This window comes from Dyella nitratireducens (genome assembly GCF_014642835.1).
GTDB classification, from domain to species: domain Bacteria; phylum Pseudomonadota; class Gammaproteobacteria; order Xanthomonadales; family Rhodanobacteraceae; genus Dyella_B; species Dyella_B nitratireducens.
The window spans coordinates 194,775-221,228 of record NZ_BMJA01000002.1 but is presented as its reverse complement, the minus strand read 5'-3'; the positions used below and the strand labels follow the sequence as shown (position 1 = coordinate 221,228).

Genomic DNA, 26,454 nt, shown 5'->3' with positions numbered 1-26,454 from the left:
TGTCACCTCATCGATGTATGCGTCGTGGTCACCTCTCTATCTATATAAAAATGGATTTAGTCATCGCACCGCCGCACGAGCCCGACGCAGCCACAGGCCGCGGGCGCGAAGACTTGCTTGAGATCCCACAAAATCCCCGGTCAGAGGCCGGGGAGCCCGATAGTGCTCCCAGAATTGTTTGGGCGTCTAGTGCTACAAGTAACTAAACTTCTTGCGCGCAAATGGAAGTTTTTTAGACGTCTAAATTTGGACGTCTAAATGTACAATCCAGTAAAAATTTGACGATACAAAAACCCATGATGTGAAGAATGCATGATGGAAAATGGGTCAAAAACGAATGGCACTTATTTAAAAGACGCGCACTTGGGAAATTCCCCTACCCTCCCACTACGGCCCAGGGAAATTTGCGAAAGCTCGTAGGCGGGGATGCAAACCCCAACATCATGATCGTTATTGAGACGGCAATGCTGGAGTTTGCCCGCTAACCTACGTCCCCGTTTTCTTCTTCTCCGTATCGACGGCTCGCGTGGGCGTATCCACCGGACAGCCATAAGGCAAAGGTATGCCCGCTCGATAATCGGCGATGCACGTGGCTACGTCCGGCTTTGGCGTAGACCTTCCCTTAACCAGCGGTGCCGGCGCCATGTTCAAGCGCTCGTCGCCATCGGTGGGCGGCGGCGGCGGTGGCGGATCGCCGCCGCATCCACCGGCAAGCGCAGCCAGCGACATGCCGCAATGAATACGAATACCACCCGGCAGTTGGATGGTTTTCTTTACCGTGGTTTTTTCGACGGCCTTCTGCAGGGCATCGTCGATGGCATTGCCGCTCTTGCGCCAATACGGATCAAGCTTGGTGGGTTTGTACTTGATCATGTCTTGATCGCGCATGATTCGTGCGTCGCCCTGCGGCGCAGGCTGCACGTACTCCGCCGCCGGTGCCGTCGTCGCGCTGGATGCGTGGGCCGGCAGCACGATCCGTCCGGTGCGATCGAACAGCACCGGACGCGGCGCGGATGTTGCAGGCGCGGGCTGCGGCGCCGGAGATGCCGGCAGTTGCACCGTCATCGCATTTTTCGATACCGCTTCGCGTGCGGGACGCGGCGGCGGTGGTGGCGGTGCGATCGGTGGCGGTGCAGCCTGCGGTTTTGCCGCGCTGCGCACAATGAAACGTACCTGGATACCCTGATCGAGCTGCACCTGCACCACTTCCGGCGCTCGCACGTTCGGCTTCATCTCGTACCACACCGCCACGACAAAAAAGACGTGCAACAACAGCGTGATCGCCAGCGTCCCCCATAAGCGGCGGCGATCAGGCGGCGGTTTGCGCCAGCGCAATTGATGCAGCATGGCGCGGGTGGGGCCGTCGAGCTGCGCCAGTCCTCGGTGCCGGTCGTCATCCGGCGGCGGAAACCAGCGATGGTGCTCGACCTCATCGGGGCGGTCGATAAAGCGTCCTCAGTGTGTTTGCCGGCTGCACCATGTGGTCGCCGTGGGTAGGAGATGCCTCACAGACCATCGCCTGGCCATACGGTTCCGCCAGCAATCACACGAGATTAACGGTTGTAGGCGGGCCGCCGCGAGGCTGTCTTCGCACTGCAACTTGACCATCCCCGCCAATGAGAGAAGGCTAACCCAACGCAGCCACAGCCCCGCAGGCGTTGCTGCCACCCCGCCATGACCGCCCCTGCGTCCTGTACGCGAAGGACGACCATGACGGCCCGCCACTATCTGGCCGCCACGCGGCCATTGCATAGGAGGGTCGCATCGTGTCCTACCACACGGAACATATCCGCAACGTCGCACTCGCCGGTCATGCCGGCGTGGGCAAGACCACCTTGTTCGAAGCCTTGCTGCATGCCGGAGGCGTCATCCAGACCCAGGGATCGGTAGAGCGCGGCACCACCCAGTCCGACACGGATCCACAGGAAAAAGCACGTACCCACTCCATCGACAGCTGCGTTGCCGGCATCGACCGCAACGCCTGCCACATCAACCTGATCGACACCGCCGGCTACCCGGATTTCCGCGGTGGCACGCTCTCCGCCTTCGCCGCGGTAGAAACCGTCGCCGTCGTGGTGAACGCCGCCAACGGCATCGAGCACGGCACGCGCCGAATGATGGAACGCGCACGCGAGCGCGGCTTGGCGCGCCTTGTCGTGGTCAACAAGATCGATGCCGAGAACGCGGGCCTCCCTGCCCTGGTCAATGCGCTGCGCGAAGAGTTCGGCAGCGAGTGCCTGCCCGTGAACTTGCCGACTGACAACGGCAGCACGGTGATGGACTGTTTTTTCCATCGCGACGGCACCACCGATTTCTCCTCATTGGCCGAAGCGCATCAGCAGATTCTCGACCAGGTGGTGGAGATCAACGAAACCACCATGGGCGCCTATCTCGACGCCGGTGAAGAGGCGCTCACACCACAGCAAGTACACGATGCCTTCGAACAATGTCTGCGCGAAGGCCACCTGGTACCCATTTGTTTCGTCAGCGCACGCAGTGGCGCGGGCGTCAACGAGCTACTGGACATCTTCGACCGCTTACTGCCCAACCCGGCCGAGGCCAATCCCCCACCCTTCCGCAATGCACAGAACCTGCAGCTCGCGGTGGAGCCCGATTCGAGCGCGCACGTGATCGCCGACGTGTTCAAGGTGGTGAACGACCCCTTCGTCGGCAAGTTGGGCGTTTTTCGCGTCTGGCAGGGTGCGATTCGCCGCGATAGCCAGTTGTTCATCGACGACAACCGCAAAGCTTTCAAGGTTGGCCACCTGTTCCGCCTGAATGGCAAGTCTCACGTGGAAATAGAGCAAGCCATACCGGGTGACATCGCCGCCGTAGCCAAGGTGGAAGACATTCATTTCGACGCCGTGCTGCATGACTCGCACGACGAAGACCTGATTCACCTTGAGCCTGTGCAGTTCCCGCAACCCATGTTCGGCCTGGCGCTCGAGCCCAAGCACAAGGGCCAGGAACAGAAACTCTCCCAGGCGCTGTTACGGCTATCCGAGGAAGATCCGTGCTTCCGCGTGGAACATCACAAAGAGCTTAACGAAACGGTGATCCGCGGACTTTCCGACCTACACCTGAAGATCATGCTGGAGCGTATGAAAGACCGCTACGGCGTGGAAGTGGTCACGCATCCGCCGCGCATCGCCTACCGCGAAACCATTTCCAACTCCGCCGAAGGACATCATCGTCACAAAAAACAAACCGGCGGCGCCGGACAATTTGGCGAAGTATTTCTGCGCGTCGATCCGCTCGGCCGCGGTGCCGGCTTCGAGTTTGTCGACGCGGTCAAGGGCGGCGTGATTCCCGGGCAATATCTGCCCGCGATCGAGAAAGGCGTGCGCCAGGCGATGGAAAACGGAGCAGTGGCCGGCTATCCGCTGCAGGATTTGCGTGTGACCGTTTACGACGGCAAATACCATCCCGTCGACTCGAAGGAAGTAGCCTTCATCGCTGCAGGCAAGAAAGCGTTTCTCGATGCGGTCAGCAAAGCGCGGCCGTTGGTATTGGAGCCGATCGTGGATGTTGAAGTGGCCATTCCCGAACCCAGCGTGGGCGACGTCACCGGCGGACTGGCCGGCAAGCGCGCGCGCATCATGGGTACCGATGCCAAACGCGACGGCGAAATTGTGATCAAGGCGCAAGCGCCCTTGGCCGAACTCACCGACTACCCCACCGAACTCAAAGCCATGACCGGCGGCCGCGGCCGCTACAGCCTCGACCTCAGCCATTACGAACCGGTACCGCCACCCATCCAGCGCCAGCTCAGCGAAGCCTGGAAGCCCAAACTGGACGAAGACTGACGTCGCCTACCCCTTCACCGAACGAGCCGGGCGACGCCGCAGCCGCCCGGCTTTGCTCTTTGCATTCAACGACTACAAAGGAGGGCCGCAATGAGCCGAGCCTTCGTCAAAGACAATGATGACGATACCCCCGAGGTATTGCCCGAACTGCCGATCAGCACGCATCACAACTACGTGACGCCGCGCGGCCTCGCCCGCTTGCGCGAACGCCTGGACAAAGCCGCCGCACGTCACGACGCCTTGAAGGCAAATGACCAGGATGCACTCGCCGAACGCAGCGAACTGACCGCCTTGGAGCGGGAGCTGCGCTATCTCCATGCACGCGTCTCAAGCGCCACGGAAGTGGATCTATCGAAGCAACCGCACGATCGCGTAGCCTTCGGCGCCACCGTTACGGTGGATAGCGACGAAGGCGAGCAGCGCTGGCAGATCGTTGGCGAGGATGAAGCCGATGCGGAGCATGGCCTGGTGAGTTACGTGTCGCCATTGGCGACAGCGTTGCTCGGTGCGCGGGTGGGCGATGAAGTGCGCTGGCAGCGGCCGGCGGGGGACATGATGATTGAGGTGTTGCAGATTGACTACGTCCAACCCTGACCTCGCAAACCATGTCAGATCGCAGAGCGAGATGGCTAACGTGCGGATCAAACACGGTTACCACACGTCAGCGCGCTTTTTAGGCGATATAGGAGTCGTCTCCCCCTATGGAGGGCGCCCCTGTGTCAACGCATTCCATCCCACCGCTATCCGATGGGCTGACGCCTACCGCCCACGCATCTCCACCGGAAGCCGCCAGCAAAGAAATCGATAAGCCTTATTCGCCCCAGCCACAACCGCAGCCCTTTTCGTCTACCGCCCCCGGCTATGTGCGAACGCCGTCGGGCATCGCCCCTGCTGAGGCGCCCACGAACACTACGCGTACCGCCCGTGCGGCAATCAGTGATTCGACGACCATTCCCAAGTCGCAAGCCACCGATACCACTACGTCGGCCAAGGAAAAAGAACTCAACGAGAGTTTGGCCGCCAATTCCCAGTACGCCCTGGACCTCATCGACCGACGTCCAAGCTTCTTGCAGGCCGTGTCCACGACACTGTTTCCGGCCGCCATACCGCCGCTGGACTTGAGCCATGTGTATGTCAATGAGTACTCGGAAAACTACATAGGTTCATTCAATGACTACGGCGGCACGGCCACGTTGAAGCGCACCTGGCTCGCTTCCCACAAGCTGACCGACGTGCTGTCAGAAGCCCTCAAGACAGGCCAGGCACCGTCCTTTTTGAACAACGTTGAGAACAGCTATGGTCTTTTCACTCAGCCGAACGTCGTGGATGCGGGCTCCGCCTTAAGCGGTATCACCCCTGCAGACTTCAAAAACCGGCTCGACAAGCTGGCCCGTGATCCCGCCAGCGCGCTGCAGAACAGTACCGACGACTACTTCAATAAACCGGCCACGCTTGTATCGGGGCTTCCGCTTTACATCATCCCTAAAGATACCTTGAGCACCATCTACGCCGACCAGTTTAAAGCGGAAGCCGACCTTCGCACGATCGATGGCACCTTGAAACCAGAGCACAAGGCATTGATCGATCGCGTCATCGCCCATCCGAATCCGAGCGCCGAGGAACGCAAGCTAGCCACCACACCGGCGGTGTATGGCGTATCGGTCATCACGAACAGCACGCCGTACCCTGGCCTGACCATCCCCGGGACTTTCTTGATCACAGATAACAACCCCGTATCCGACAAGACGGCAGGCGTGTTTTATTCGCGCACCCGCGGTATTCAAACCTTCGATTCGCTCCAGGACTTTCAAGACCATATCTTCAAGCAGGATCGCCAAGCGCTGTTGAGCGCACTATCAGACGAAGACGCCGCCAAGCTGCCCTCCCACCTGGATGGACTCCATTTTGGTCTCACTCCGCTTGACGAAAATGTCTTCAACTACAGCGTCAAAACGCAACTGGAGCGTCACAAGAGCGATACCGCCTACGCGTTCAAGGACGCCACGGAAAAGGGCATGACCGATCCGAACGAGCTGGATATGATCGGCCGGAATCTCTCTGAACCGTTAACCGCCGCGTTCGATGTCCATCAGATGGACGCCCGGCGGAATGCTGCCTGGATCGAACACAAGCGATCCGCGTGGTGGAAGAGTGCCAGCGAACTGGATCGAGCAGAGTTGGACCGCCTGGAACGGGATGCGAAGAGCAAGGCTGAAGCGCTCCATGACGCCATGCAAGAGCAAGTCCCTACGCTGCATGACTATGCCGTCCAACGCATCAAGGACAACTTGCAGGCGGAGTATCCCGGTGCGGACATCGATCCGGACGCCATCCAGGTACGATCCTATGCCTTCAACCGCACGCGAGTGCCCAATAAGCCTGTTTCCTTGACCCAATTCGTACTGAATAACGTCAAGACCAAGTCGGATCTCATTGCCAACCCCAAGTGGAATCCCCAGTGGCGTGCCAGCTTCATAGGCAAGAATGGGGAACTGATCACCCTGCTGCAAAACGACTTGCGCAGCTTGGCGCGCGATTTGGACGTCGGTCAGGGCCATCAGGACCTGATCAGGCAACGCATGCTGTCCAGCGATAGTAACGAACTGCGTCAAGCCTGGAAGGATAGCTACGCGGCGCAAATGCGTGTCGCCGCGAAAGAGGCACGGCTCAGCGGTGCTTTGGACGAGAGCGGCTACGGCCAAGTCATGGCCCTGCTGGACCACCCCGACAGCCTCGGCAAGCCCGGCGAGCCCCTTCAGGTTTTCTACTTGCGCATCGGCAAGAGCCAAGGTGGCCGGACGGGTGCCAGCGTGGAAGGGCCGCTGCTGATTGCCAAGAAGAACGCCAAATCCAACGACCCCATGCTTCTGTGCACGCTCAACGCGCCGGATGGCATAGAGTTCAAGGCTTACCTGAAAGGCATGGACGATCTGAAAAGGGACCGCCGATTCAAGGAAGAGGATTGGCAGACCTATTTTAAAAATCGTGTATCGGAAAACATGAAGCCCTTTTTGGATCAACAATTCAAAAAAGGCTACGACATATTCGACCGCGGCAGCACGCAGGCCACCTCGTTCCGCAAACTCGAAGATACGCTTTACGAAGCTCACGTAAGGCGGCAGCTTGCCGATACGCAAACCTTGTCCAAATCCAATCAGCAGCTGGATGCGGAGACGTCAGTCGATCTACTTCTCCTCGCCATGGACATCGCCACCTCGGCGACAGACATCGTGGCGCCAGCCCGCGCCGCGTTGAAGGGCTTGCGACGCTTGCTTGATCCGTACAAAGCCATCGCGAGCTTGAATGAGCTGCCGAACTTTGCCCGTATCGTGCAAAAAGGCGCCCAACGCCCGATAGCATCCATGAGCATCTCCATTCCGAAGCGCGCAATCGGGCACAGCGCGCTGCACGAGATCGCTGCGGACCATCGCATGAATATCGTGAACCTGCCAGGACACCGCCAAAGTTATCTGGCCCCGAAAGTCCCTGACCAGCCGGGTGGCCACTACCTGCTGCGTGCCATCGATCCCAACCATGAGGGGCAGCTCGTCAGCGCTGGCATCATCGCCAAGCCTGAGCTCCGCAATGGCAAAGAGGTGTGGCAGCCCAAGGTCATCAGGATTGTAGCGGCAGGCGGAAATCAGCCCGCGGCCGGCGCTAGCTCTGGCGGGGTAGGCGCCGTAGTTTCAGCGCCTCAGCAAGGAAATCAGGTTGCTTTATTGGCTAAATATAATGCCGCGCCAACGCTCAAAGAAAAGCAGATTGCATTCAAAGAGCTTTATAAGGATTTCTACGACAATATACCCACCAGCACCTACCCAGCTCGGCCCACCATGCCTTCACTCGGGCCAAACGCAACTATTACAGATCTCATCAGGGCCGTGTACAGAGAGAGCTGGGGGCTTGTGCTTGGTGAAACGCACACCAACGTTTCCTCAATTAAATTCCTTTACGACAACCTTGTTAACTTCAAAAGAAATGGCGTAACCACTCTTTATGTAGAGGGATTCGATGGCCAATGGATAACAAAATGGAAAACAAAAAAACAGAGGCTTGCCGTGGACATTGAATGGGATAGAAAACGATATGGGTGGCCATACACCATGGGAAATCTATATGAAAAGGCAGAAGAGCTTGGCATCCGGGTTATTGGCATAGACAACCATACATTCACTGACAGTGGCAGCATCACAAGCAGTGTCGCAAATAGATTAAAAAGAATGAATTACTGGGCAAAAACAACAATCTTGCTGGATCAGCAAGCAAATCCAGGAAAATGGGTGGCACTAGTCGGGCAAGCGCATATGAAAACAAGCGGAAGAACTGCCGTGCCAGGGCTGTCGGAAATTTTGGGAGGGATCGGCGTCGAGATTCATCCTGCTCCGAAGGGTGTGCCCACCTCCGTAAGCACCCCTGGACCAGGCTCGCAGACCTTCATCCGCGCAGGAAATGGAGATTTTCGGATCGACCTGAATATCGACGATGTTGCAGTAGGGCGCCGTCCGGTACCCGCATGATCGATTTGGCCTCGTCGTTGGCAACGAGGCATTTACTGCCTGACAACTCGCTGGAGTCTAGAAAGATGACTGCTTCGCTTCGCCGCCTTTGCGCTGTATGGATGACCATGTCCTTGACCCTGAATGCACAAGCCAACGGTTCCAAGCCTCTAGTCATAGTCACACTCGCCGACAGTACTCGCGGCCATAAAAGCACGGTCGATATCGGACCACCTGGCCCCTCGTTGGGTGATCTATTTGTCTTTGATCAGCCATTAATGGATGAGCACCGAAGGGACATCGGCAGCAACAGCGGCTACTGCATCAACACGCTGCCAGGTGTCCATAGCCAATGCCAATGGACGCTGCTGATGGACGGCGGCACGATAGTCGTCGCTGGGCAGGAGCAAGAAGTAGGCAGATCCGTAGTTGCCGTCATTGGCGCTACGGGAAAGTACATTGGCTATACCGGTGAAATGACTTCCGAACCGAACGCCGATGGTACTTTCACTCAGACGCTAACCCTATATCGCCGCCATAGCGAATGACCGCTGAGATGGTACAAAACGGTACGACAAAAGAAGCGGCGCCCAAAAGGCGGTTCCAAGTTGACTTATCGATCTGATCGAAACCCTGGCACGAAGTCATATTGCAAAGCATGTAGGCTGGGATGAAATCCCAGCATGTGAGCCGCTTGAGCTGCCAAAATGTCGTGGGTCGCGAAAAAAATTAGTCTTGATTCGATGTCATTGCAGTGAAGGCAGAATCCATGCTTCGTATTTGCGATGGATTCCGGCCTTCGCCGGAATGACACGCTCTGAAACAGGGACGCAAGCGTTACAACCTGCTCTCCCGCTTCAGCCGCAAATACCGCTCAATCAGTGCCCCTGACAACTGCGCGCACTCCACATCCATCGTCATCACGCCACGCCGGTTGAGATCGTCATGCACGCGCTCGCGTCCAGCCAGATAATGCATGGCGGACGCGCTACGAATCGCGGTTTCCAGATTGTCGCCGGCGTGGTTGGCGGCTTGCTCGACCGCCTGCTCGCGCAGGCTTGTCACCAGCACCAGATGGCGTTGGGCTAACAGCGTCACCGCCATGGCGAGTTCGCTATCGTCTTCGTCGCGCACGTTGGTGATGAGAATCACGAGTGCGCGGCGGCGCTGCCGCTCCTGCAAGGCTCTCGCCGCAGCGAGGTAATCGGTCGGCGCTGAAGTGGCCTGCAGGTCGTAGCCCGCTCCCAGCAGCATGTCCATGCCGCCGCTATCCCGCTGCGGCGGCAACCAACGCTGCGTGCGGCCGGTGCAGGCCAGCAAACCTACGGCATCGCCTTCGCGCATGGCGATGTAGGCCAGCGACAAGGAAGCGTTCAACACATGATCGAAATGCGCGATCGCGCCGTCTTTCGCCAACATGCGGCGACCGCAATCAAGCAATAGCACGATCTGCTGGTTGCGCTCCTCGCGGTATTCGCGCGAAATGAAATGGCCCATGCGCGCCGTGGCTTTCCAGTCGATCTTGCGCATGCTGTCGCCGACGCGGTAGTCGCGCAGCTCCTGGAATTCAGTGCCTTCGCCACGCCGCCGCTGCAGGCGCGCGCCGATGGTGTGCGAAGCAAGTTCGACGCTGAGGCCGGCCATCTTCGCCAGCGGTGCGAAATTGGGATACACGCGCACGGTATTCACCACGTCGAGCGTGCGACGTTGCGACCACATGCGCCACGCAGAGTGGAAACGCAAGTGGCAGCCGGTAAACACGGCGGGCCCGCGCGCATCGGGCGTCAATGCATATTCGAAGTCGTATTCGCTCTGTGGTGCCAGTTGCAAGCGGTGTGGCAAACCATCTACCAGCCATCCGCCCGGATGCAGATCATGCACATCCATGGCACGCGTTGCCTTGGCATCGGACTGCAGCCGCAACCGCACGAACATCTCCACGCCCAACGGCACGACCGGCGCCACTTCACGCTGTAGGGCCGGCGACGGCGTGCGCAGCAGCTGCCATGCATCCGCCAGCATCAGGCAGGCCAGTACGCCGCCGTAAGCCAGCCATGCCGTCAACGGCAGCATGCTGATGCTCGCCAACACGCCCACCAGCGTCCAGCCGAGCAGCAACCACAGCAGTAGTGGAGACGGTCGCATCATTGCCGCGGCGCGGCCACCTTGTGCAGCAGCGCGCGGATTACGTCGTCCGGACGCTGCCGCTCCACCAGCGCTTCCGGCGCCAGCATCAGGCGATGACGCAAGGCCGGCAGCGCAACGGCACGCACATCATCCGGGGTGACGAAATCCCTGCCATCGATCGTGGCATGCGCACGCGCCAGACGTGCGAGTGCCAAGCCGCCGCGCGGCCCCGCACCGCCAACCACCGCAGGCCACTCGCGCGTCGCGCGAGCAATACGCACGGCGTAATCCATCACGGCGGGGTCCATATGCATGTGCGCCACACCTTGCTGCATGGCGAGCAGTTCTTCCTGCGTCATCACTTGCTGCACGCGTGAAACGTCGAGATCGGCGGCGACCTTGCCGCTCAGCACGTTCTCGACCATGCGCTTTTCGTCTTCCAGCGACGGGTAGTTGATCAGCACCTTGATCAGGAAACGATCGAGCTGCGCTTCCGGCAACGGGTAGGTGCCTTCCTGCTCGATGGGGTTCTGGGTAGCCACCACCATGAACGGCGCCGGCAGTGCAAAGCGACGGCCTTCGATGGTGGCCTGCCCTTCCTGCATCGCTTCCAGCAAGGCAGCCTGCGTCTTGGCAGGCGCACGGTTGATTTCATCGGCCAGCAACAGATTGGCGAATACCGGGCCGCGACGCACCTGAAAGCGCTCGGCCTTGACGTCGTAGATCGCATGGCCGGTTACGTCGGTCGGCATCAGGTCGGGCGTGAACTGGATACGCCCGAAGCTGCAATTCATCGCAGCTGCCAGTGCACGTACCAGCAAGGTTTTCCCAAGCCCCGGCACACCTTCGATCAGCACGTGGCCACCGGCAAGCAAGGCCATCAGCACCTGGTCGAACACTTCGGTCTGACCGATAAAGGCGTGCGCCACCTGCTGCCGCAACGTGTTAGCGCGCGCGTGGATGATGTCGACCGTCATGGGCGCCGCGGGCGCAAGGGTTTCTGTCGTCATAAGTGGCTCCTCAGGCGCGCCAAAGTCATCATGCTGCCGCGAAACGCCGTGGCGTTCGCAGGCGAGTGGAAAGCGTTTTCAATGTGGTTGGCGTCCAGCCGGCTGCGTTGCGCCAGCCATGCGTAGAGTTCGTGGCTCTTGAGCATGACGCTGGCCGGATCGGTGCGATGCAGGCGCGCCAGGATGGCATCGCATGCCAGGCGATGCAGGCTGCGGCCACTATCGCGGCGAAACAGAAACTCGCCGACGGCCTGGATATGCTCCAGCAACGCACGCCGATGTGCGGCTGGCGCCGGCACCAGTGGCCCAAGACGTTCGCTGCGCATCGCCATCCAGCCAAGGATCAGCAACAGGGAAGCGATCAATGCCGGCCAGCCACGCAGGAACAGATTCACCCAGAACGAATTGCCGATCAGTTCGTACAGCAAATAGACACGGCCTTGCCCAAAGTTAGGCGCCAGCACGCGCTGTGCGAATTGCTGTTCGGGCAAGTTTTTCAAGTTATCGCCTGAAAGCACGCGCATGTCGCCAAGCAAACTGACCGTGCCACGGCCTTCCTTCACGCGTGCAAACACCAGCGCCGTATCCGCGGCAGCACTGACCACGACATCGGCACGCGTACGCGCTTGGGCCTTCAGATGAAAACCGAAGCCGCACAAAGTCATTGACGACTGTTTGGCATCATTTTTTGTGGGCGCATCCACCGACAACGTGCTGCAGACCTGCTTGTCCTTTTGATCAGCCAGCACATCGAAAGCGTCAAGCAGGGGCACATCATGGCTGGCATAGATAGGCGGTGCGAACACCAGATGCCCACCGGAGCGCACCCAATCAGCAAGCCGCCCCGCCTGCACGGGTGTGATGCGCCCGATATCGTCGCCGATGACGACGGTATCGCCAGCCCTCAATCCAGGCAGAACGCGATCGAGCAGCACGCCACTGCTGGCTGGCTGCCCCATGTTCCCCAGGATCTGCTCCAGCGCGAAAAACCGGTTGTAACGCGCCTCACCGGACGACAGGGAGGTTTCCGTCACCCATTCGCGCTTGAATGCCGCGAAGAAGAAGGCGGTGAGCAGCGCGATGATGCCGAGCACAATGAATGCAACGATCAGGCGCGGGTTGTTCTTCATGGCACCACCTGCTGTGCCGGCCAGCCCGACAGCAAAGCGTCCACATCGGCGTCACCTGGATAACGATCGGCGTAAGCCGCAAATTGCCAGGTGCGCACGATCGCAATCAATCGCTCGCGTCGCGCCTGATCTTCCACGCTGCGCGCGTAGTGCAGCCAATCGGATTCCGTCGCATCGATCGGTGGCTGCATGCGCAATGCCGTCGCAGCACGCTGCACGCTGCCGCGATAGAGCAAGGCCAAGGCCTCACGATGGCGACCGCCGTGCCATAGCTCGCGCACGGCGGCGGCGAGATCGTCCGGCAGCGGCATGTCATGCATGACGCTGCTGCGAAGTGGCTTGGGACGTTCACCAGGCTCCGGCAACGGGAGCTTCTTGATACGTATGTAGCGCAGCGCAAACACCATCAATGCGCCTACGACGATCGCAAGCAGACCCCAGAGCAGCACGTTCAACAAGCCTGCGCCCAAGTTGGCGAACATGGCACCGAACCAGGATGGCGATACAGCGTTTGAACGTGTATCCATCGTCGGTATGCGCGGCACCCAACGTTGCACCTTATGCGGCTGACCGAAGCGGGCATCGCGATAGACATAGGCGGCTTCGCTGGCGAACAGCGCATCCTTGTCGTTCACCGGCTGATGGAACACTTCGGCAATGTTTTGCGACGACGCATGGGCTGCATCGGCTCGTGTGTCCGCCGCATGCGCGAAGGACGGCAAGCACAGCACACAAATAAGCAGCGCCACGCCCACGCCGGCTTCCAGCAACCGCTCTCGCAGGCGCCGAAATGCAAGATCGATGTCCCACGCTTCCAACTGCGTGCGGCGGTTGAGGTACAAGCCGAACCCTGCCGCCACGTAGAGCGGCTCGACGATGCTCATCGACACGTAGATAGCGCCCGAAGCAATCCACAGCAACGCATGCCGGAACGCCGGGATGGTGAACGCCTGATTCAAGCTGCGCATGGAATCGGGCAGTGCTTCGCTCGGCACCAACCACATCGCGAAAATGCATAAGCTGAGCGAGATCACCAACTCGAAGGCGATGCAGATCCAGGTCAGGCCGCTGGCCGCGCCGACTAGCGGCCGGCTGAGCACACGCCAGCGCGCCCGACGCTGCTTCGCCGCCATGCCTTCGAGCAATTCCATCGGCAAGCGCAGCGAACGGTTGGTATCCACGCGCAACCAGGTCAATCCGGCAAACGTGCGCCCCCACGGCCATGTTCGTTGTGCCTTCAACGTTTCACGCCAGCTGGGTGCTTGTTCGAATACGGCGCGCGAAAGTACGTAAAGCGGAATGCGATCGAACAACGGACGCAACCACCATGGCAGCACCAATGCCAGCCATGGCATGCCCAGCACCCATGCAAGCAGTTGGCAAGCAAGAAAGATCGGCAGCGTAAACACCAGCCACGCCGACCACACCGGCCGCGCATGCGCGCGCAGCATGGCCATGCCCAGATCCATCGCTTCCTGCGACGTGCGCGGACGCAAAGCAACGCCGATGCGCTCAAGCTGCATGCCTGCTCCCTGCCCCGCCGCGCAAGAGCCACCAGAACACCAGTACCCAGATGCCCGCGCCACTGCTGTACTTCACAACATCCGGCAGCGCGGCGATCGAAGACCAATACGCTTCGATAAACGCTGCGGCGATCAGCATCGCAAACGCGCCCATCGCCAAGCGCGCACCGATCCATGCCGCGTGTCGCAATGCCACCTCGCGCCTTTGACGCCCCGGTGCCAACAAGCTCAGACCGAATTGCAAACCCGCGCCACCGGCAATCACGATGGCGGTAAGCTCGAAGCCCGAATGCCCGACCACGAAACGCCAGAACGGCGCGCCGTAACCGATCGCGTTCAAATGCCCGGCTACGCCGCCAATGATCACGCCATTGGCGGCCAGCACGTAGATCGCGCCCACGCCGAACAGCAAACCCGATGCGAACGTGCGAAACGCGATGCTCACGTTGTTCATGATGTAGAAACCGAACATCTGCAGATCGGTGCCGCTGCTGCGCCCGAGATGGCTGTTGGCCGGGTCATACATGTGATCGAAGTCGGCCAATTGCCGCGTCGTGAACACCGAATGCGCCAGCGACGGCTCCCACATGATCGCCACGTAAGCAATCACCGCCGGGAGATACAGCAACAACATCGCCACCAGCATGCAGCGCCACTGCTGCCGCACCAGACGCGGAAAATCAGCGACCAGAAACACCGCCACTTTGTGCCAACGCGGCGCAGGCGGACGATAGAGCTGGCGATGCCCCATCTGTACGATCTGCTGCAGGCGATCGGTTACCTCGCGGCTATAGCCGCGCGCCTGCGCCAAGGCAAGGTGATGGCATACGCGCCGATACGCCTGCGGAAAATCCAGCGCGTGCTCCGCGCGCATGGCTGCCTGCGGCGTGCGGTCGAGCTGCCCGAGCCAGGAGCGCAGCACGTTCCATTCTTTTTCATGCAAGGCGACGAACTGCTCCTGCTTCATGGCCTTCCCAGCAATCCATTGGCGTAGGCGGTGATCTGCGTGACCGCTGCGGTGCCTTCGCGTCCCGTCAGCGGATAAAGAATATCGGCCAATTCTTCCTGGCGCTCCGGCGTGAGTTGTGGCGAACGCTCGGCGAATTCGATCACCGCGGCCTGCTCGTCCTGATCAAGCGGCAGAGGCAGCGGTTGTGCGGGAGCCATCGGCACCTTGCTGCCGGCAGGAAGATCGTCGGCATGAATCACCAGCGTCCCCGCCACGATGTCGCCGATGCGACGCGCAGAAGGATCGATCATGCTGGTCACCAAGCCAACGCCATATATACCCGGTAATGCATCGACCACGCGCAGCAGATTGCGCACGACGGATGGCAACAAGGTAACCGGCGTGCCATCGGCGCTGACCACGCGCAAACCCAGTGCGCGCTTGCCAAGGGTCTGGCCGTGAAACCACACCTCGCACACCACGTTGTAGACCCACATCAGCGTGAACATCAGCAGCATGCCCAAGCCGACGCCGCCACGTCCAAGTATCGCGGAAAAAATGCCCAGCCCGACGCAGAACACCACGAAGCGCAGCAAGGTATCGAGCAGCCAGGCCTGGGCGCGGCCGAAAGCTCCGGCAGCGCGCAGACGCAAGCTGACGCCTTCCGGCGTTTCGATTTCGCGTACTGTGTCCAGCATCAGTTGACGATGACGATGGTGTCGGCGATGTAATCGTGGATGCAGCGCTTTTCGTTGCCGAAGATGACGAGCGCGTCGGCAAGATAGGCGAGGCCACCGATAAAGGGGATCAACCGCGCAAAGAACAGGGGAAGGTAGCGCAGAACGATCACGCGCCAGAGCTCCACCTCGCTGCCGTCCGTACGCACGATCTTAGTACCGACGGCACGCTTGCCGATGGTCTGCCCATTGCCGTTAAGCAACGCGATATTGATGGAAATGACCACCAACACCAATACGAAGCTGATCATCACGAAACTAGGCCCGGTAAACGGAAAATTCGCCATCATGCGAGCGCTTGCGGCGTGGTTCATACCGTGATGAGTCGCCCACCATGCGGATATGGGCCAACTGCAGATCCCCACGATGAAGCCGTCAATAAAATTGCCCCACCAACGCTGCCATCGGGTGGCTTTGCGCGCCTCGATATCCCCTTCGGCCCATGCGGGTGCGTCCTCGACCACCGCGCCGGGCGCGGCATACGGATTCGTTTCCATGGCTGGTTTTTCCCTGTCTGAACATCGGCCCCCGTGCCGATGCTTGACTTGAGTATAGGGGCAAGATGTGACGGGTGTGCAAGTGGCGCGTTCCGTCAGAAATGCCACGTAGGTTGGGGTGAAAACCCCAACATCGTCATGCCCATCGGTAAATCGTGTTGGGGTTTGCACCCCAACCTACGCTCGCCCTGGATAAAGCTCTGGGCGAGATTGGCCCCCACCCCGCTAATGCTCTCCCCGCTGGGGAGAGGGCGCAGCCGCGCTACGCCGTCGACAGCTCGATAAACGCTTTGCCAAACGCCGGAATATCATCCGGCTTGCGACATCAGCTCTGCTTTTGGCGCTTGGGCTTGAGCAGCGTGCCGGTGCACTTGGGCGAACCGCACAGACAGGCCCACTTTTTCTTCAGGCGCGCCGTGTGCGGCACCTCCAGCACGATGCCGTAATCGTAGGTGAGCTCTTCGCCGGCCTTGATGTTGCGCCTGGCTTCGATGATCACCTTGTCCTTGCGCAGGTTGCCTTTTTCATTCTCGATCACGAATGCCACGCAGTTGGGGGCGCAGCTGTGGTTGATCCAGCGCGCGACATTGCCCTTGCGGTTGGCGTCGAGGATGTACTCCTCGTTGAGCGTGAACAGGAAGGTATGCCCCGTTTCGCCACCGTCGCCGTACATCTCGTCGGCTTCGTCATGGGTCATGAGCGTGCCCTTGTATTCGATGATTTCCTCACCTTTCTGGATGGGAGCAACGGCAAATACGCCATTGCCGTGGATGGGTGAGCGGCGAGCAACGATGCGACGGGACATGGATGACCGTAGTTGGAAAGAGAGTGAGCGCAGCCAGTAATGATGCCTGCTCTGTGTGACCTTGGGAACCGCATGCGACCATTTCGTTTCAAACGTTTTGCGTGCTGCACGACCCCATTCCACCCATCCCATTCCCTGTTATATTCAAACAATCGTTTGAGGTGCTTCCATGAAACGACTGCTCCACGGACTGGCCTTATCGCTGCTGGCAATCCTGCTGACGGCCTGCGGACCGCAACGGCAAAGCGTGTTCCCGCCCACCATCACCATCCAGCAGATGCACGTGCAGCCCGATGGCGCCTGGCAGCTCACCCTTCGCTTCCAGAACAACAGCTACACCGGCATGAATTACCAATCGATCGAAGGCAGCTTGCAGGTCGCGCAAGGTATTCCGGTGCGGGTGCATAAGACGTTCGACCTGGATGTCCCCTCTTTTGCCGGCGACGTGGTGCAGGTGGAAGTACTGCCGACACCGGCCATGAGCCAGGCCTTGCAAGCCGTGGCCGCCAAAGGCAGCTCCGGTTCCCTGCCCTACGTGGTGAATGGTGTCGTGCACTGCATGCCCAATCTGGAAGACCACCCGGACAACAAGAATCCGCGTGATTTCCCGTTCAACAGCAACTCGTTCCTCTCGCCGGTTCCCGGCGTCCCCAACACGTATCGCTAACGCTCTACGAAGGATCCCGCCATGACGCTCTACAAGGCCCCGCTTGATGATCAGCGCTTTGCACTTTTCGACGTGCTCGGCGCCGAAACCGCACTGACCAAGCTGCAAGGGGGCGACGGCCACACGCGCGACCTGCTCGATGCCGTGCTGGAAGAAGCCGGCCGGTTGAGCGAACAGGTGTTGGCGCCGACCAATGCACCCGGCGACGAAGAAGGCTGCCATTACGACAAGGCCAACCGTACCGTCACCACGCCCAAGGGCTTCAAGGAAGCGTTCAAGCAATTTGCCGAGGGCGGCTGGGCCGGACTCACCATGGCGGAGGAGTTTGGCGGGCAAGCGCTGCCCTCCGTGTTGGGTGTTGCCACGACCGAGCTGTTCCAATCCGGCAACCTGTCGTGGAGCTTGTACCCACTGCTCTCCGAAGGCGCCTGCCATGCGCTGGAACTGCACGGCACGGAAGACCAGAAGCACATCTATCTCAAGCCCATCGTCGCCGGCCAATGGACCGGCACCATGTGCCTGACCGAACCACAGGCCGGTTCCGACCTGGGTCTCTTGAAAACGCGTGCAGAACCTGGCGCCAACGGCAGCTACAAGATCACCGGCACCAAGATCTTCATCAGCGCGGGTGATCACGACCTGGCTGAAAACATCATCCACCTGGTGCTCGCGCGCTTGCCCGATGCGCCAGCCGGCAGCCGCGGCATCTCCATGTTCATCGTGCCGAAGTTCAAGGTGAACGGTGCGGGCTCGGTCGGTGAGCGCAACAACGTGTACGCGGGCGCCATCGAGCACAAGATGGGTATTCGCGGCTCCGCCACCTGCGTGATGAACTTCGACGAAGCGGAAGGCTTCCTCATCGGCCAGCCGCACAAGGGCCTGGCGGCGATGTTCACCATGATGAATGCCGCACGCCTGTCGGTGGGCGTGCAAGGGCTCGCGCTTGCCGAACGCGCGTGGCAGAACAGCCTCAACTACGCCCGCGAGCGCCTGCAGTCGCGTTCGCTGTCCGGTGCGAAATTCCCGGACAAGCCCGCCGATAACCTGCTGGTGCAACCGGATGTGCGCCGCATGCTGCTGACCCAGCGCGCGTTCGTGGAAGGCTCGCGCATGCTGCTGCTGTACGCCGCGCTGCAAACCGATATCGAAGCGCGCGGCGCCGATGAAGCACAGCGGCAGAAGGCCAGCGAACTGCTTGCCTTCCTGATTCCGATCGCCAAAGGCCTGGTCACCGAGCTTGCACAGGAGTGCACCAAGGAAGCGCTGCAGGTGTATGGCGGCCACGGCTTCATCGTGGAGAACGGCGTCGAACAGTTCGTGCGCGACGCACGCATCATCACGCTGTACGAAGGCACCACCGGCATCCAGGCTGCTGACCTGCTGGGCCGTAAGATCCTCCAGCTCAAGGGTGTGGGCCTGCAGCATTTCCTGGGTGAAGTTGGGGCGTTCTGCAAACAGCATGCAACCGATGAAGCCTTGAAGCCGTACATCGGCCCGCTCGGCGCGCTCGCCAAGGAATGGGGCGAACTGACAATGAAGCTGGCGCAACGTATCCAGTCCAATCCGGAAGAACTTGGCGCTGCCGCCACGGACTATCTCTATTACAGCGGCTACATCACGCTTGCCTATTTCTGGGCGCGCGCGGTTGCGGCGCTGGGGCAAAGTACGCAGCAGCAGGCGTTCAAGCAGGCGAAGCGGGATGCGGCGGCGTTTTACTTTGCGCGCCTGTTGCCGCGTACGCATATGCACAAGGCGGCAATCGAAGCGGGGATCGATACGCTTCCGGCGATTGCATAAAGCTGCATGCGCTCTGCAAAAACGCCCGGAGAACTCCGGGCGTTTTTATTTTGATCGCGGAAAGCTGTGAACCAGCTAATCAGTTCGACACGTTCCTCACCGTCATTCCGGCGAAGGCCGGAATCCATCGCCAGTACGAAGCATGGATTCCGGCCTTCGCCGGAATGACGGTGAGGCAAGACTGCCTTCTTTTCGCGATCAGCGACACTTTGGCTGCCATAAAACAACTGGCGCGATCTCAGAATGCAAACCCCGACCTACGTCCTGCGTAATTCCTTAGCATTCCCGCTAGTCTAGGGAGGCTCATCCCAAGGGGAGTCACCATGAAGATCGCTGTACGCGGGATCAAACCCGCCCTGCTTGCCCTGCTGCTCAGCCTGAGCGGCGCCGCATCGGCCATGGACGACACGCCAAAGCCGCAATACCCCAATTACCCCAGCGAAACGCCGGCGCAATTCAAGCCTGCCAGCGAAAGCTTCGACTACGTCGAGCGCGACGTGAAGATTCCGATGCGCGATGGCGTCAAGCTCAATACGGTGATCCTGATTCCCAAAGGCGCGCATCACGCCGGCATCGTGCTCACACGTACGCCGTACGATGCCAAGGAACTTACGCATCACGTCATGAGCGGCCATCTTGGCCCGATGCTGGAAGGCTACGACAACGCCACCGACGTGATCGTGGAAGACGGCTACATCCGCGTGATCCAGGACATCCGCGGCAAGTACGGTTCCGAAGGCGATTACGTGATGAACCGGCCGGTGCACGGCCCGCTCAATCCGACACCGGTCGACGATGCCACCGATACCTACGACACCATCGACTGGCTGGTGAAGAACGTGCCGGAATCGAACGGCAAAGTCGGCACCATCGGCATTTCCTACGACGGCTTCGAGCCGCTGATGTCACTGGTGAATCCGCATCCGGCGCTGAAAGTGGCCGTGCCGATGAACCCGATGGTGGATGGCTGGATGGGTGACGACTGGTTCCACCACGGTGCGTTCCGCCAGCAGAACATGTCTTACATCTATGAGCAGTCGGCCAGCCGCGACAACACCTACAAGTGGTGGACCAACTATCACGATGAGTACGATTTGTTCATGCACTACGTCTCCGCCGGCAACATGGGCAAGCAGTACGGCATGGAGCAGTTGGGTTTCTGGAACAAGGTCACCGCGCACCCGGCCTATGACTCCTTCTGGAGCGAGCAGGCGGTCGACAAGGTACTCGCCGGACAACCGCTAAAAGTGCCGACCATGCTGGTGCACAGCTTGTGGGACCAGGAAGACATCTACGGCGCGCTTGCCGTGTATCGCGCCATCAAGCCGAAGGACAAGAACGGCGACATGGTGAAGCTGGTGATGGGTCCCTGGCATCACGGCCAGGAAATCGACGAAGCCAGCTCGCTCGGCGCGATCCACTTCGGCAGCGACACCGCCAAGTATTTCCGCGAACACATCCTGCGGCCGTATCTGGCGCAGTACTTGAAGGACGGTGCACCCAAGGCGGACATCGCACCGGTCACCGCCTATCAGACCGGCAGCAATCAATGGCAGCGCCTGAGCCATTGGCCGCTGGCCTGCGAGCAGGGCTGCAACGTGAAGAGCCGCCCGTTGTACCTGGTGGCGGATAACAAGCTTGGCTTCAGTGCGCCGGGCAGCGGCAGCGCCTATGACGAATACATGTCCGATCCCGCCCACCCCGTACCATTCCGCGCACGCCCGATCCAACCGATCGGTTACGACAACGGCCTCACCTGGTCGCAGTGGCTGGTGGATGACCAGCGCGAAGCCTCCGGTCGCACGGACGTGCTCACCTATGTCTCCGATGTGCTCACACAGCCACTGACGATTGCCGGCGCACCGGTAGTGCACCTGGTGGCATCCACCAGCGGCACGGACAGCGACTGGGTGGTGAAGCTGATCGACGTGTATCCCGACCAGATGGCCGAGCAGCCGGAGATGGGCGGCTTTCAGCTGGCCGTATCGATGGACATCTTCCGCGGCCGCTATCGTGAAGGCTACGACAACCCCAAACCGCTCGCCGCCAACCAGCCACTGGCCTACCGCTTCGACCTGCCGGCTGCGAATCATGTGTTCCTGCCCGGCCATCGCGTGATGGTGCAGGTGCAATCGAGCTGGTTCCCGCTGTACGACCGCAATCCGCAAACCTTCGTGCCGAATATCTTTTTCGCCCAGCCGGCGGATTATCAGAAGGCGACGCAGCGGGTTTATCACTCGGGTGAGCAGGCGAGCTACATCTCGCTGCCGGTTATCGGCGAATAATTTCCCTACTCCGAAGAACCGCTCCCGCCCCTGCTTGCAGGGGCGGGAGCAGACACCGGCGAGCTTTCGCTTGGCACCAAAGGCGTGAGATATACGACAGGGTCTTCCACCCACAACCCTGTTGGGTGTAGAACCGACCTACCCGTTCTTATTGACCGGCCGACGCATGAGCGACACCACTTTTCTTATTCGTCTGGCCGAGGATGACGACGACTTTATCCTCGGCCTGGTTCCACGCTTCGTGGATTTCACCCTGCCTACCTGGCGCAAGCGGCACGAATGTATTGAAGGTATTCGCAAGGACCTCAGCCGCCACCTGGATGACCAGCCCTCCAACAGCTACGTCTTCGTGGCCGAAAACGACGACGGCGATCGCGTGGGCTTCATCCACCTCCAGAAAACCCAGGACTACTTCACCGGGCGCTACAACTGCCACATCTCCGATCTTGCCGTTGCACCGCGCCACGAAGGCCAGGGTGTGGGCAAGGCGCTGATCGAGCATGCGGAGGGCTGGGCACGCGAACATCAGTGTCAGTTGGTGACGCTGGCGGTGTTTCCAGGCAATGAACGCGCGCGCGCGCTGTATGAGGCGGCGGGGTACAACCTGGATTTGTTGCGGATGGCGAAGCCGATGCATTGAACTGGTGCAGGTTGGGTTACGCTGCGCTAACCCAATCTACGCTTTCTGCGAAATTCGCCCTCTCCGTGATGAAGAGAGGGAATGTTCTGCGGCGATGCATGCCTTATGTCACTGTCCCCACCGCCCTGGATGCGCTGAGCTGACAGCTCGATGACAAGGGGCAGGCAATGCAAGGGGAAGACTCCCAGCTTTCGATGACGCGTCGTGATCTGCTGCGCCTGATCGGGCTCAGCGCGGGCGGGGCGGCGATGTATGCGGTGATGAATCGGCTTGGCCTGGCAGCCGAGTCGCCGTACAAAGGTGCGCCTGTACTTCAGGGCGCACCACGCGGTACCTCCGTGCTGATTCTCGGCGCGGGGCTGGCCGGCATGGTGGCGGCGTATGAGCTCCGCCAGGCCGGATACAAAGTGCAGGTACTCGAATACAACCAGCGCCCCGGCGGCCGCAACTGGACGCTGCGCGGCGGGGATACCTATACCGAACTGGGTGGCTTCACCCAGCACTGCCAGTTCGAGCGTGGGCTGTATATCAATCCGGGCCCATGGCGCATTCCTTACCACCATCGCGGCTTGCTCGATTACTGCAAGAAACTCGGCATACCGCTCGAGTCGTTCGTGCAGGTCAACTACAACGCCTACCTCCACAGCGCGCAGGCTTTTGGCGGCAAGCCACAACGGTACCGCGCCATCAATGCGGATTACCGCGGGCATATCGCCGAGTTGTTGGCCAAGGTCACGCAGCAAGGCAAGCTCGAGGCGCAAGTTACCAAGGAAGACCAGGCGCTGCTGCTCGACTCGCTACGCCGGTGGGGGGCACTGAACGACCATTACGCCTACGTCGCCGGCCACAGCGCCAGTAATCGCCGCGGCTACGACAAAGAACCCGGCGGCGGACTGTCAGCAAAACCGTTGGATTCGCAACCGCTGCAATTGCACGATGTGCTCAGTTCGCGCTTGTGGTCGGGCCTTGCCGACGGCGAAAACTACGAATTCCAGACCACGTTGTTCCAACCCGTCGGCGGCATGGGACGCATTGGCGAAGCTTTCGGGCGCCAACTGGACGGCGTGATCCGCTACAACGCCAAAGTGACTGCCATCCACCAGGACGAGCATGGCGTCACCGTCAGCTACGAAGATGCACGTCGTTCGGGCCACATCCAAACAGCGCATGCAGACTGGTGCATCTGCACCATTCCGCTTTCCATCCTTAGCCAGATTCCCATGAACGTGAGCGCGCCGATGGCTGCAGCGATCGGCGCGGTACCTTATGCCGCTTCCGTGAAAATCGGCTTGCAGTTCAAGCGCCGTTTCTGGGAAGAAGACGAGGACATCTACGGCGGCGTCACCATGACCGATCTGCCGATCAACACCATCAGCTACCCGAGCAACGATTTCAACCGCAAGGGCAAGGGTGTGCTGCTTGGTGCCTATCTCTATGGCCTGGATGCTTATCAGTTCACGGCCATGCCGCCGGAAGAACGCGTGCGCAGAGCGGTGGAATACGGGAGCCAGATTCACCCACAGTACAAACAGGAATTCGAAAACGGTGTCGCTGTGGCATGGCATCGTGCGCCATTCACCCTGGGCTGTTTTGCGACCTGGACGGATGAATTGCGCGCGAAGCATTACGACAATCTATGCCAGATCGATGGACGCATCGCCCTTGCGGGTGAACATGCCTCCTATTTGCCTGCGTGGCAGGAAGGCGCCGTGACGTCAGCGATGGATGTGATTGCCCGGCTTCATCAGCGGGTTGTGGCAGGAGGTGCAGCATGAAGCAGCTGCTTTTTATCGTTGTGCTGTTGCTTGCCGGAACGGGCAACGCCGTCGCACAGACTTCGGATAGCACGTTCTACACCTACGACTCGCTCAAAACAGCAAATGGCGAAGCGATCTTCCACGCTATTTGCCAAGGCTGTCATATGCCTGACGCCAAGGGGGCAACCGGTGCAGGGACGTATCCGGCACTGGCGAACAATCCGAAACTGGCATCACCGCAATACATGGCTGCAGTGATTCTGTTCGGCCGGCATGACATGCCGTCGTTCGCCGAACGACCTGCGGATCGCAAGAATTTCTTCAGGGACACGATGCTCACCGACGAGCAGATTGCCGAGGTGATCAATTACGTGCGCACGCATTTTGGTAATCACTACACGAACAACATCACGGCGGCGGATGTGGCTGCGATGCATCCGCAAAGCGTGGCAACGAAACCTTAGATTCCAACATCGCCATGCTCGTGGCGATGGCAGCGTTGGGGTTTGCACCCCAACCTACAAAAAAGCCACCCGATATGGGTGGCTTTTTCATGATCGCTATGAAACAGCCAATCAATTCTTGGTCGCGTTAGCCGCCTCGGCTTCCTCGCGCAGCGCCAGACGCTGGCCCACGCGATCGATGTTCATCAGCGACAGCAGGTGGGCGTAGATCCAGCCCAGGGTGCCATCGGTGAGGAAACGGTGCGTGGTTTCCGCGTCGAGCTTACGCAGCTTTTCCTCGCTGACCACGTACAGGCCATTGAGGTTGATCACGTTGCCGTTGCGCTCCAGGCGGATGTTGCGCGGCTCGAGCAGGTCGTGCTTGCGCAGATCTTCCATCAGCTGCTTGGTACGCGCCACGTGCTGCTGGAATTCGCCGAGGAAGTTCACGGCGTTCTTCAGCATGTCGCTTTCGGTGCCGTCTTCCTTGAACAGGCGCTCGCCTTCGGCGCTGTTGAAGCCTTCATACGCTTCATCGAGGAACACGGTGAAGTCGTCGCCTTCCGCGCCCGGCGGCTTCTCGGCCAGCACGAATGGATAGCGGCGGACGAAGGCCGGAATGTACACGCCCTGTGCCCACTGCCCGGCGTCGTCGAGGTACAGATTCTCGTTCTGGCGCAAACCCAGCAGTGCCATCGGACCGGCGTTGCCTTCGTCGGGGCCGGCGAACAGGATCGGGATGTCGCGGGCAGTGATGGGGAATTCCGAGCAGGTCAGCGGCACGGAATGCACGTTGTGTGCGAACTTGAGGTTCTGCAGCCCCTTGATGCGCAGATCCTTGTGGACGGTGCGGTTCAGCGGAACCGGACGCTCGTAGAAAAGTACTTCAGCCACGTTAATTACCTCTGCCCCGCCGTGCCGGGGTCGCCACCCACGGCTCCCCCTCCCAAGCCCGGCGTCGGGTCTACAGATGAACAACCACTATATCAGCGCGCCAAAGCCGGGGCGAGTTGGCACTTTGCCCCGGTTTTCCGTCAGAAGACCTCAACGGATTGCATGCGATTTGCAATGAATTTGTTCTATGCTGCGGAAAAACCGAGCGCCATTGCATAGAAAGACGCTCTTTCGCTTATAGGTGAAGGACGAAACGCATGCTTATGGAAGTGCCACATAGGGCCGACCTGAACTCGACCCGGGTACTGTCACTGGATGCCGCGGGCCGGATTCTTGACTGGATCAGCTGGCAGGACGCGGTATGCCTTTATGTCCGGGACGCCGTGGCCTGGACCCTTGGCGACCCTTGCCTCACCGTGCACGGCGGCCACAACCGGCACTTGGGCGTGCAAAGTCGTATCGAGCTGCATCCTATCGTCGCCAGCCGTGGTCACTGCCATGACCACGCCATCGACCCCGCCCCGGCCCTGACCAACGTCGCCTTGTTCAGCCGTGACCGCTACCTGTGCATGTACTGCGGCGTTCGCTTCAGCCGCAGCGAACTGACCCGCGACCACGTGCTGCCCATTTCCAAACGCGGCCGCGACGAGTGGGAAAACGTGGTCAGCGCCTGCCTGGCCTGCAACTTGAAGAAAGGCAACCGCACGCCGCAGGAAGCCAACATGCCGCTGCTGGCAGTGCCGTACCGGCCGAGCTGGGTGGAGCATTTGATTCTCTCCAACCGCAACATTCTGGCGGACCAGATGGAGTTTCTGGTGAGCCATCTGCCGCGGCATCGGCGCGAGGCGTTGGTGTAGCACCGCACGCCCCCTCTCCTATTGGAGGAGAGGG

21 protein-coding genes are annotated in these 26,454 nt (G+C 60.1%); 11 read left to right on the top strand and 10 right to left on the bottom strand.

The genetic code is table 11. From position 1 onward, the window contains the following. Positions 1–486: 486 nt before the first annotated feature. Entirely contained in the window at positions 487–1,347 is an 861-nt protein-coding gene (locus IEX75_RS12050) for a hypothetical protein (RefSeq protein ID WP_188794567.1), read from the bottom strand. A 419-nt stretch (positions 1,348–1,766) separates the two neighbouring features. Between IEX75_RS12050 and fusA the strand changes: the two genes are divergently transcribed. The 4 genes from fusA (at position 1,767) to IEX75_RS12030 (ending at position 8,850) form a co-directional block, all read left to right on the top strand. Further along, the gene (gene fusA, locus IEX75_RS12045) at positions 1,767–3,806 is read left to right on the top strand and encodes an elongation factor G (RefSeq protein WP_188794566.1); all 2,040 of its coding nucleotides are present in this window, start codon (positions 1,767–1,769) and stop codon (positions 3,804–3,806) included. 90 nt (positions 3,807–3,896) lie between these two features. Then, positions 3,897–4,400, top strand: a complete 504-nt coding sequence (locus IEX75_RS12040; protein ID WP_188794565.1) for a GreA/GreB family elongation factor — start codon at positions 3,897–3,899, stop codon at positions 4,398–4,400. A 122-nt stretch (positions 4,401–4,522) separates the two neighbouring features. Further along, positions 4,523–8,323: a membrane-targeted effector domain-containing toxin gene (locus tag IEX75_RS12035; protein ID WP_188794564.1), complete on the top strand. Its 3,801-nt coding sequence runs from the start codon at positions 4,523–4,525 to the stop codon at positions 8,321–8,323. A gap of 107 nt (positions 8,324–8,430) precedes the next feature. Further along, positions 8,431–8,850, top strand: a complete 420-nt coding sequence (locus IEX75_RS12030) for an allene oxide cyclase barrel-like domain-containing protein (RefSeq protein WP_229720799.1) — start codon at positions 8,431–8,433, stop codon at positions 8,848–8,850. A 289-nt stretch (positions 8,851–9,139) separates the two neighbouring features. Here the strand turns inward: IEX75_RS12030 and IEX75_RS12025 are convergent, their stop codons facing one another. The 8 genes from IEX75_RS12025 to IEX75_RS11990 form a co-directional block, all read right to left on the bottom strand. Then, on the bottom strand, positions 9,140–10,447 hold the full coding sequence (locus IEX75_RS12025; RefSeq protein WP_188795627.1) for a DUF58 domain-containing protein: 1,308 nt from the start codon (positions 10,445–10,447) through the stop codon (positions 9,140–9,142). Beyond that, positions 10,447–11,439 carry an AAA family ATPase gene (locus tag IEX75_RS12020; protein ID WP_188794563.1) on the bottom strand — a complete coding sequence of 331 codons (993 nt, stop codon included), beginning with the start codon at positions 11,437–11,439 and terminating at the stop codon, positions 10,447–10,449. Before IEX75_RS12020 ends, IEX75_RS12025 begins: the two co-directional genes overlap by 1 nt. After that, complete coding sequence (locus IEX75_RS12015; RefSeq protein WP_188794562.1) at positions 11,436–12,569, bottom strand: DUF4350 domain-containing protein; 1,134 nt, start codon at positions 12,567–12,569, stop codon at positions 11,436–11,438. Before IEX75_RS12015 ends, IEX75_RS12020 begins: the two co-directional genes overlap by 4 nt. Beyond that, positions 12,566–14,092 (bottom strand): DUF4129 domain-containing protein, encoded by a 1,527-nt coding sequence (locus IEX75_RS12010; protein WP_188794561.1) that lies wholly within the window; start codon positions 14,090–14,092, stop codon positions 12,566–12,568. Before IEX75_RS12010 ends, IEX75_RS12015 begins: the two co-directional genes overlap by 4 nt. Further along, positions 14,082–15,059, bottom strand: a complete 978-nt coding sequence (locus tag IEX75_RS12005) for a stage II sporulation protein M (protein WP_188794560.1) — start codon at positions 15,057–15,059, stop codon at positions 14,082–14,084. Before IEX75_RS12005 ends, IEX75_RS12010 begins: the two co-directional genes overlap by 11 nt. Then, entirely contained in the window at positions 15,056–15,739 is a 684-nt protein-coding gene (locus IEX75_RS12000; protein WP_188794559.1) for an RDD family protein, read from the bottom strand. The genes IEX75_RS12005 and IEX75_RS12000 overlap by 4 nt, the downstream gene beginning before the upstream one ends. After that, positions 15,739–16,275: an RDD family protein gene (locus IEX75_RS11995; protein WP_188794558.1), complete on the bottom strand. Its 537-nt coding sequence runs from the start codon at positions 16,273–16,275 to the stop codon at positions 15,739–15,741. Before IEX75_RS11995 ends, IEX75_RS12000 begins: the two co-directional genes overlap by 1 nt. Positions 16,276–16,600: 325 nt before the next feature. Further along, positions 16,601–17,080, bottom strand: coding sequence for an SET domain-containing protein (locus IEX75_RS11990; protein ID WP_188794557.1), 480 nt, complete (start codon positions 17,078–17,080; stop codon positions 16,601–16,603). A gap of 169 nt (positions 17,081–17,249) precedes the next feature. On the opposite strand from IEX75_RS11990, the gene IEX75_RS11985 reads away from it, so the two are divergent. The 6 genes from IEX75_RS11985 to IEX75_RS11960 all read left to right on the top strand — a co-directional run bounded on the left by IEX75_RS11985 (position 17,250) and on the right by IEX75_RS11960 (position 24,690). Further along, positions 17,250–17,747, top strand: a complete 498-nt coding sequence (locus tag IEX75_RS11985) for a hypothetical protein (protein WP_188794556.1) — start codon at positions 17,250–17,252, stop codon at positions 17,745–17,747. A 21-nt stretch (positions 17,748–17,768) separates the two neighbouring features. Then, positions 17,769–19,544: an acyl-CoA dehydrogenase C-terminal domain-containing protein gene (locus IEX75_RS11980; protein ID WP_188794555.1), complete on the top strand. Its 1,776-nt coding sequence runs from the start codon at positions 17,769–17,771 to the stop codon at positions 19,542–19,544. A gap of 323 nt (positions 19,545–19,867) precedes the next feature. After that, positions 19,868–21,829: a CocE/NonD family hydrolase gene (locus tag IEX75_RS11975; protein ID WP_188794554.1), complete on the top strand. Its 1,962-nt coding sequence runs from the start codon at positions 19,868–19,870 to the stop codon at positions 21,827–21,829. Between the two features lie 166 nt (positions 21,830–21,995). Further along, positions 21,996–22,469, top strand: coding sequence for a GNAT family N-acetyltransferase (locus tag IEX75_RS11970; protein ID WP_188794553.1), 474 nt, complete (start codon positions 21,996–21,998; stop codon positions 22,467–22,469). A 167-nt stretch (positions 22,470–22,636) separates the two neighbouring features. Then, positions 22,637–24,244, top strand: a complete 1,608-nt coding sequence (locus tag IEX75_RS11965; RefSeq protein WP_188794552.1) for a flavin monoamine oxidase family protein — start codon at positions 22,637–22,639, stop codon at positions 24,242–24,244. Then, positions 24,241–24,690: a c-type cytochrome gene (locus IEX75_RS11960; RefSeq protein WP_188794551.1), complete on the top strand. Its 450-nt coding sequence runs from the start codon at positions 24,241–24,243 to the stop codon at positions 24,688–24,690. The genes IEX75_RS11965 and IEX75_RS11960 overlap by 4 nt, the downstream gene beginning before the upstream one ends. A gap of 111 nt (positions 24,691–24,801) precedes the next feature. On the opposite strand, the gene IEX75_RS11955 is transcribed toward IEX75_RS11960, so the two are convergent. Further along, positions 24,802–25,563, bottom strand: a complete 762-nt coding sequence (locus tag IEX75_RS11955; protein WP_188794550.1) for a SapC family protein — start codon at positions 25,561–25,563, stop codon at positions 24,802–24,804. Between the two features lie 257 nt (positions 25,564–25,820). Between IEX75_RS11955 and IEX75_RS11950 the strand changes: the two genes are divergently transcribed. Beyond that, on the top strand, positions 25,821–26,420 hold the full coding sequence (locus tag IEX75_RS11950) for an HNH endonuclease (RefSeq protein WP_188794549.1): 600 nt from the start codon (positions 25,821–25,823) through the stop codon (positions 26,418–26,420). Positions 26,421–26,454: the final 34 nt, after the last annotated feature.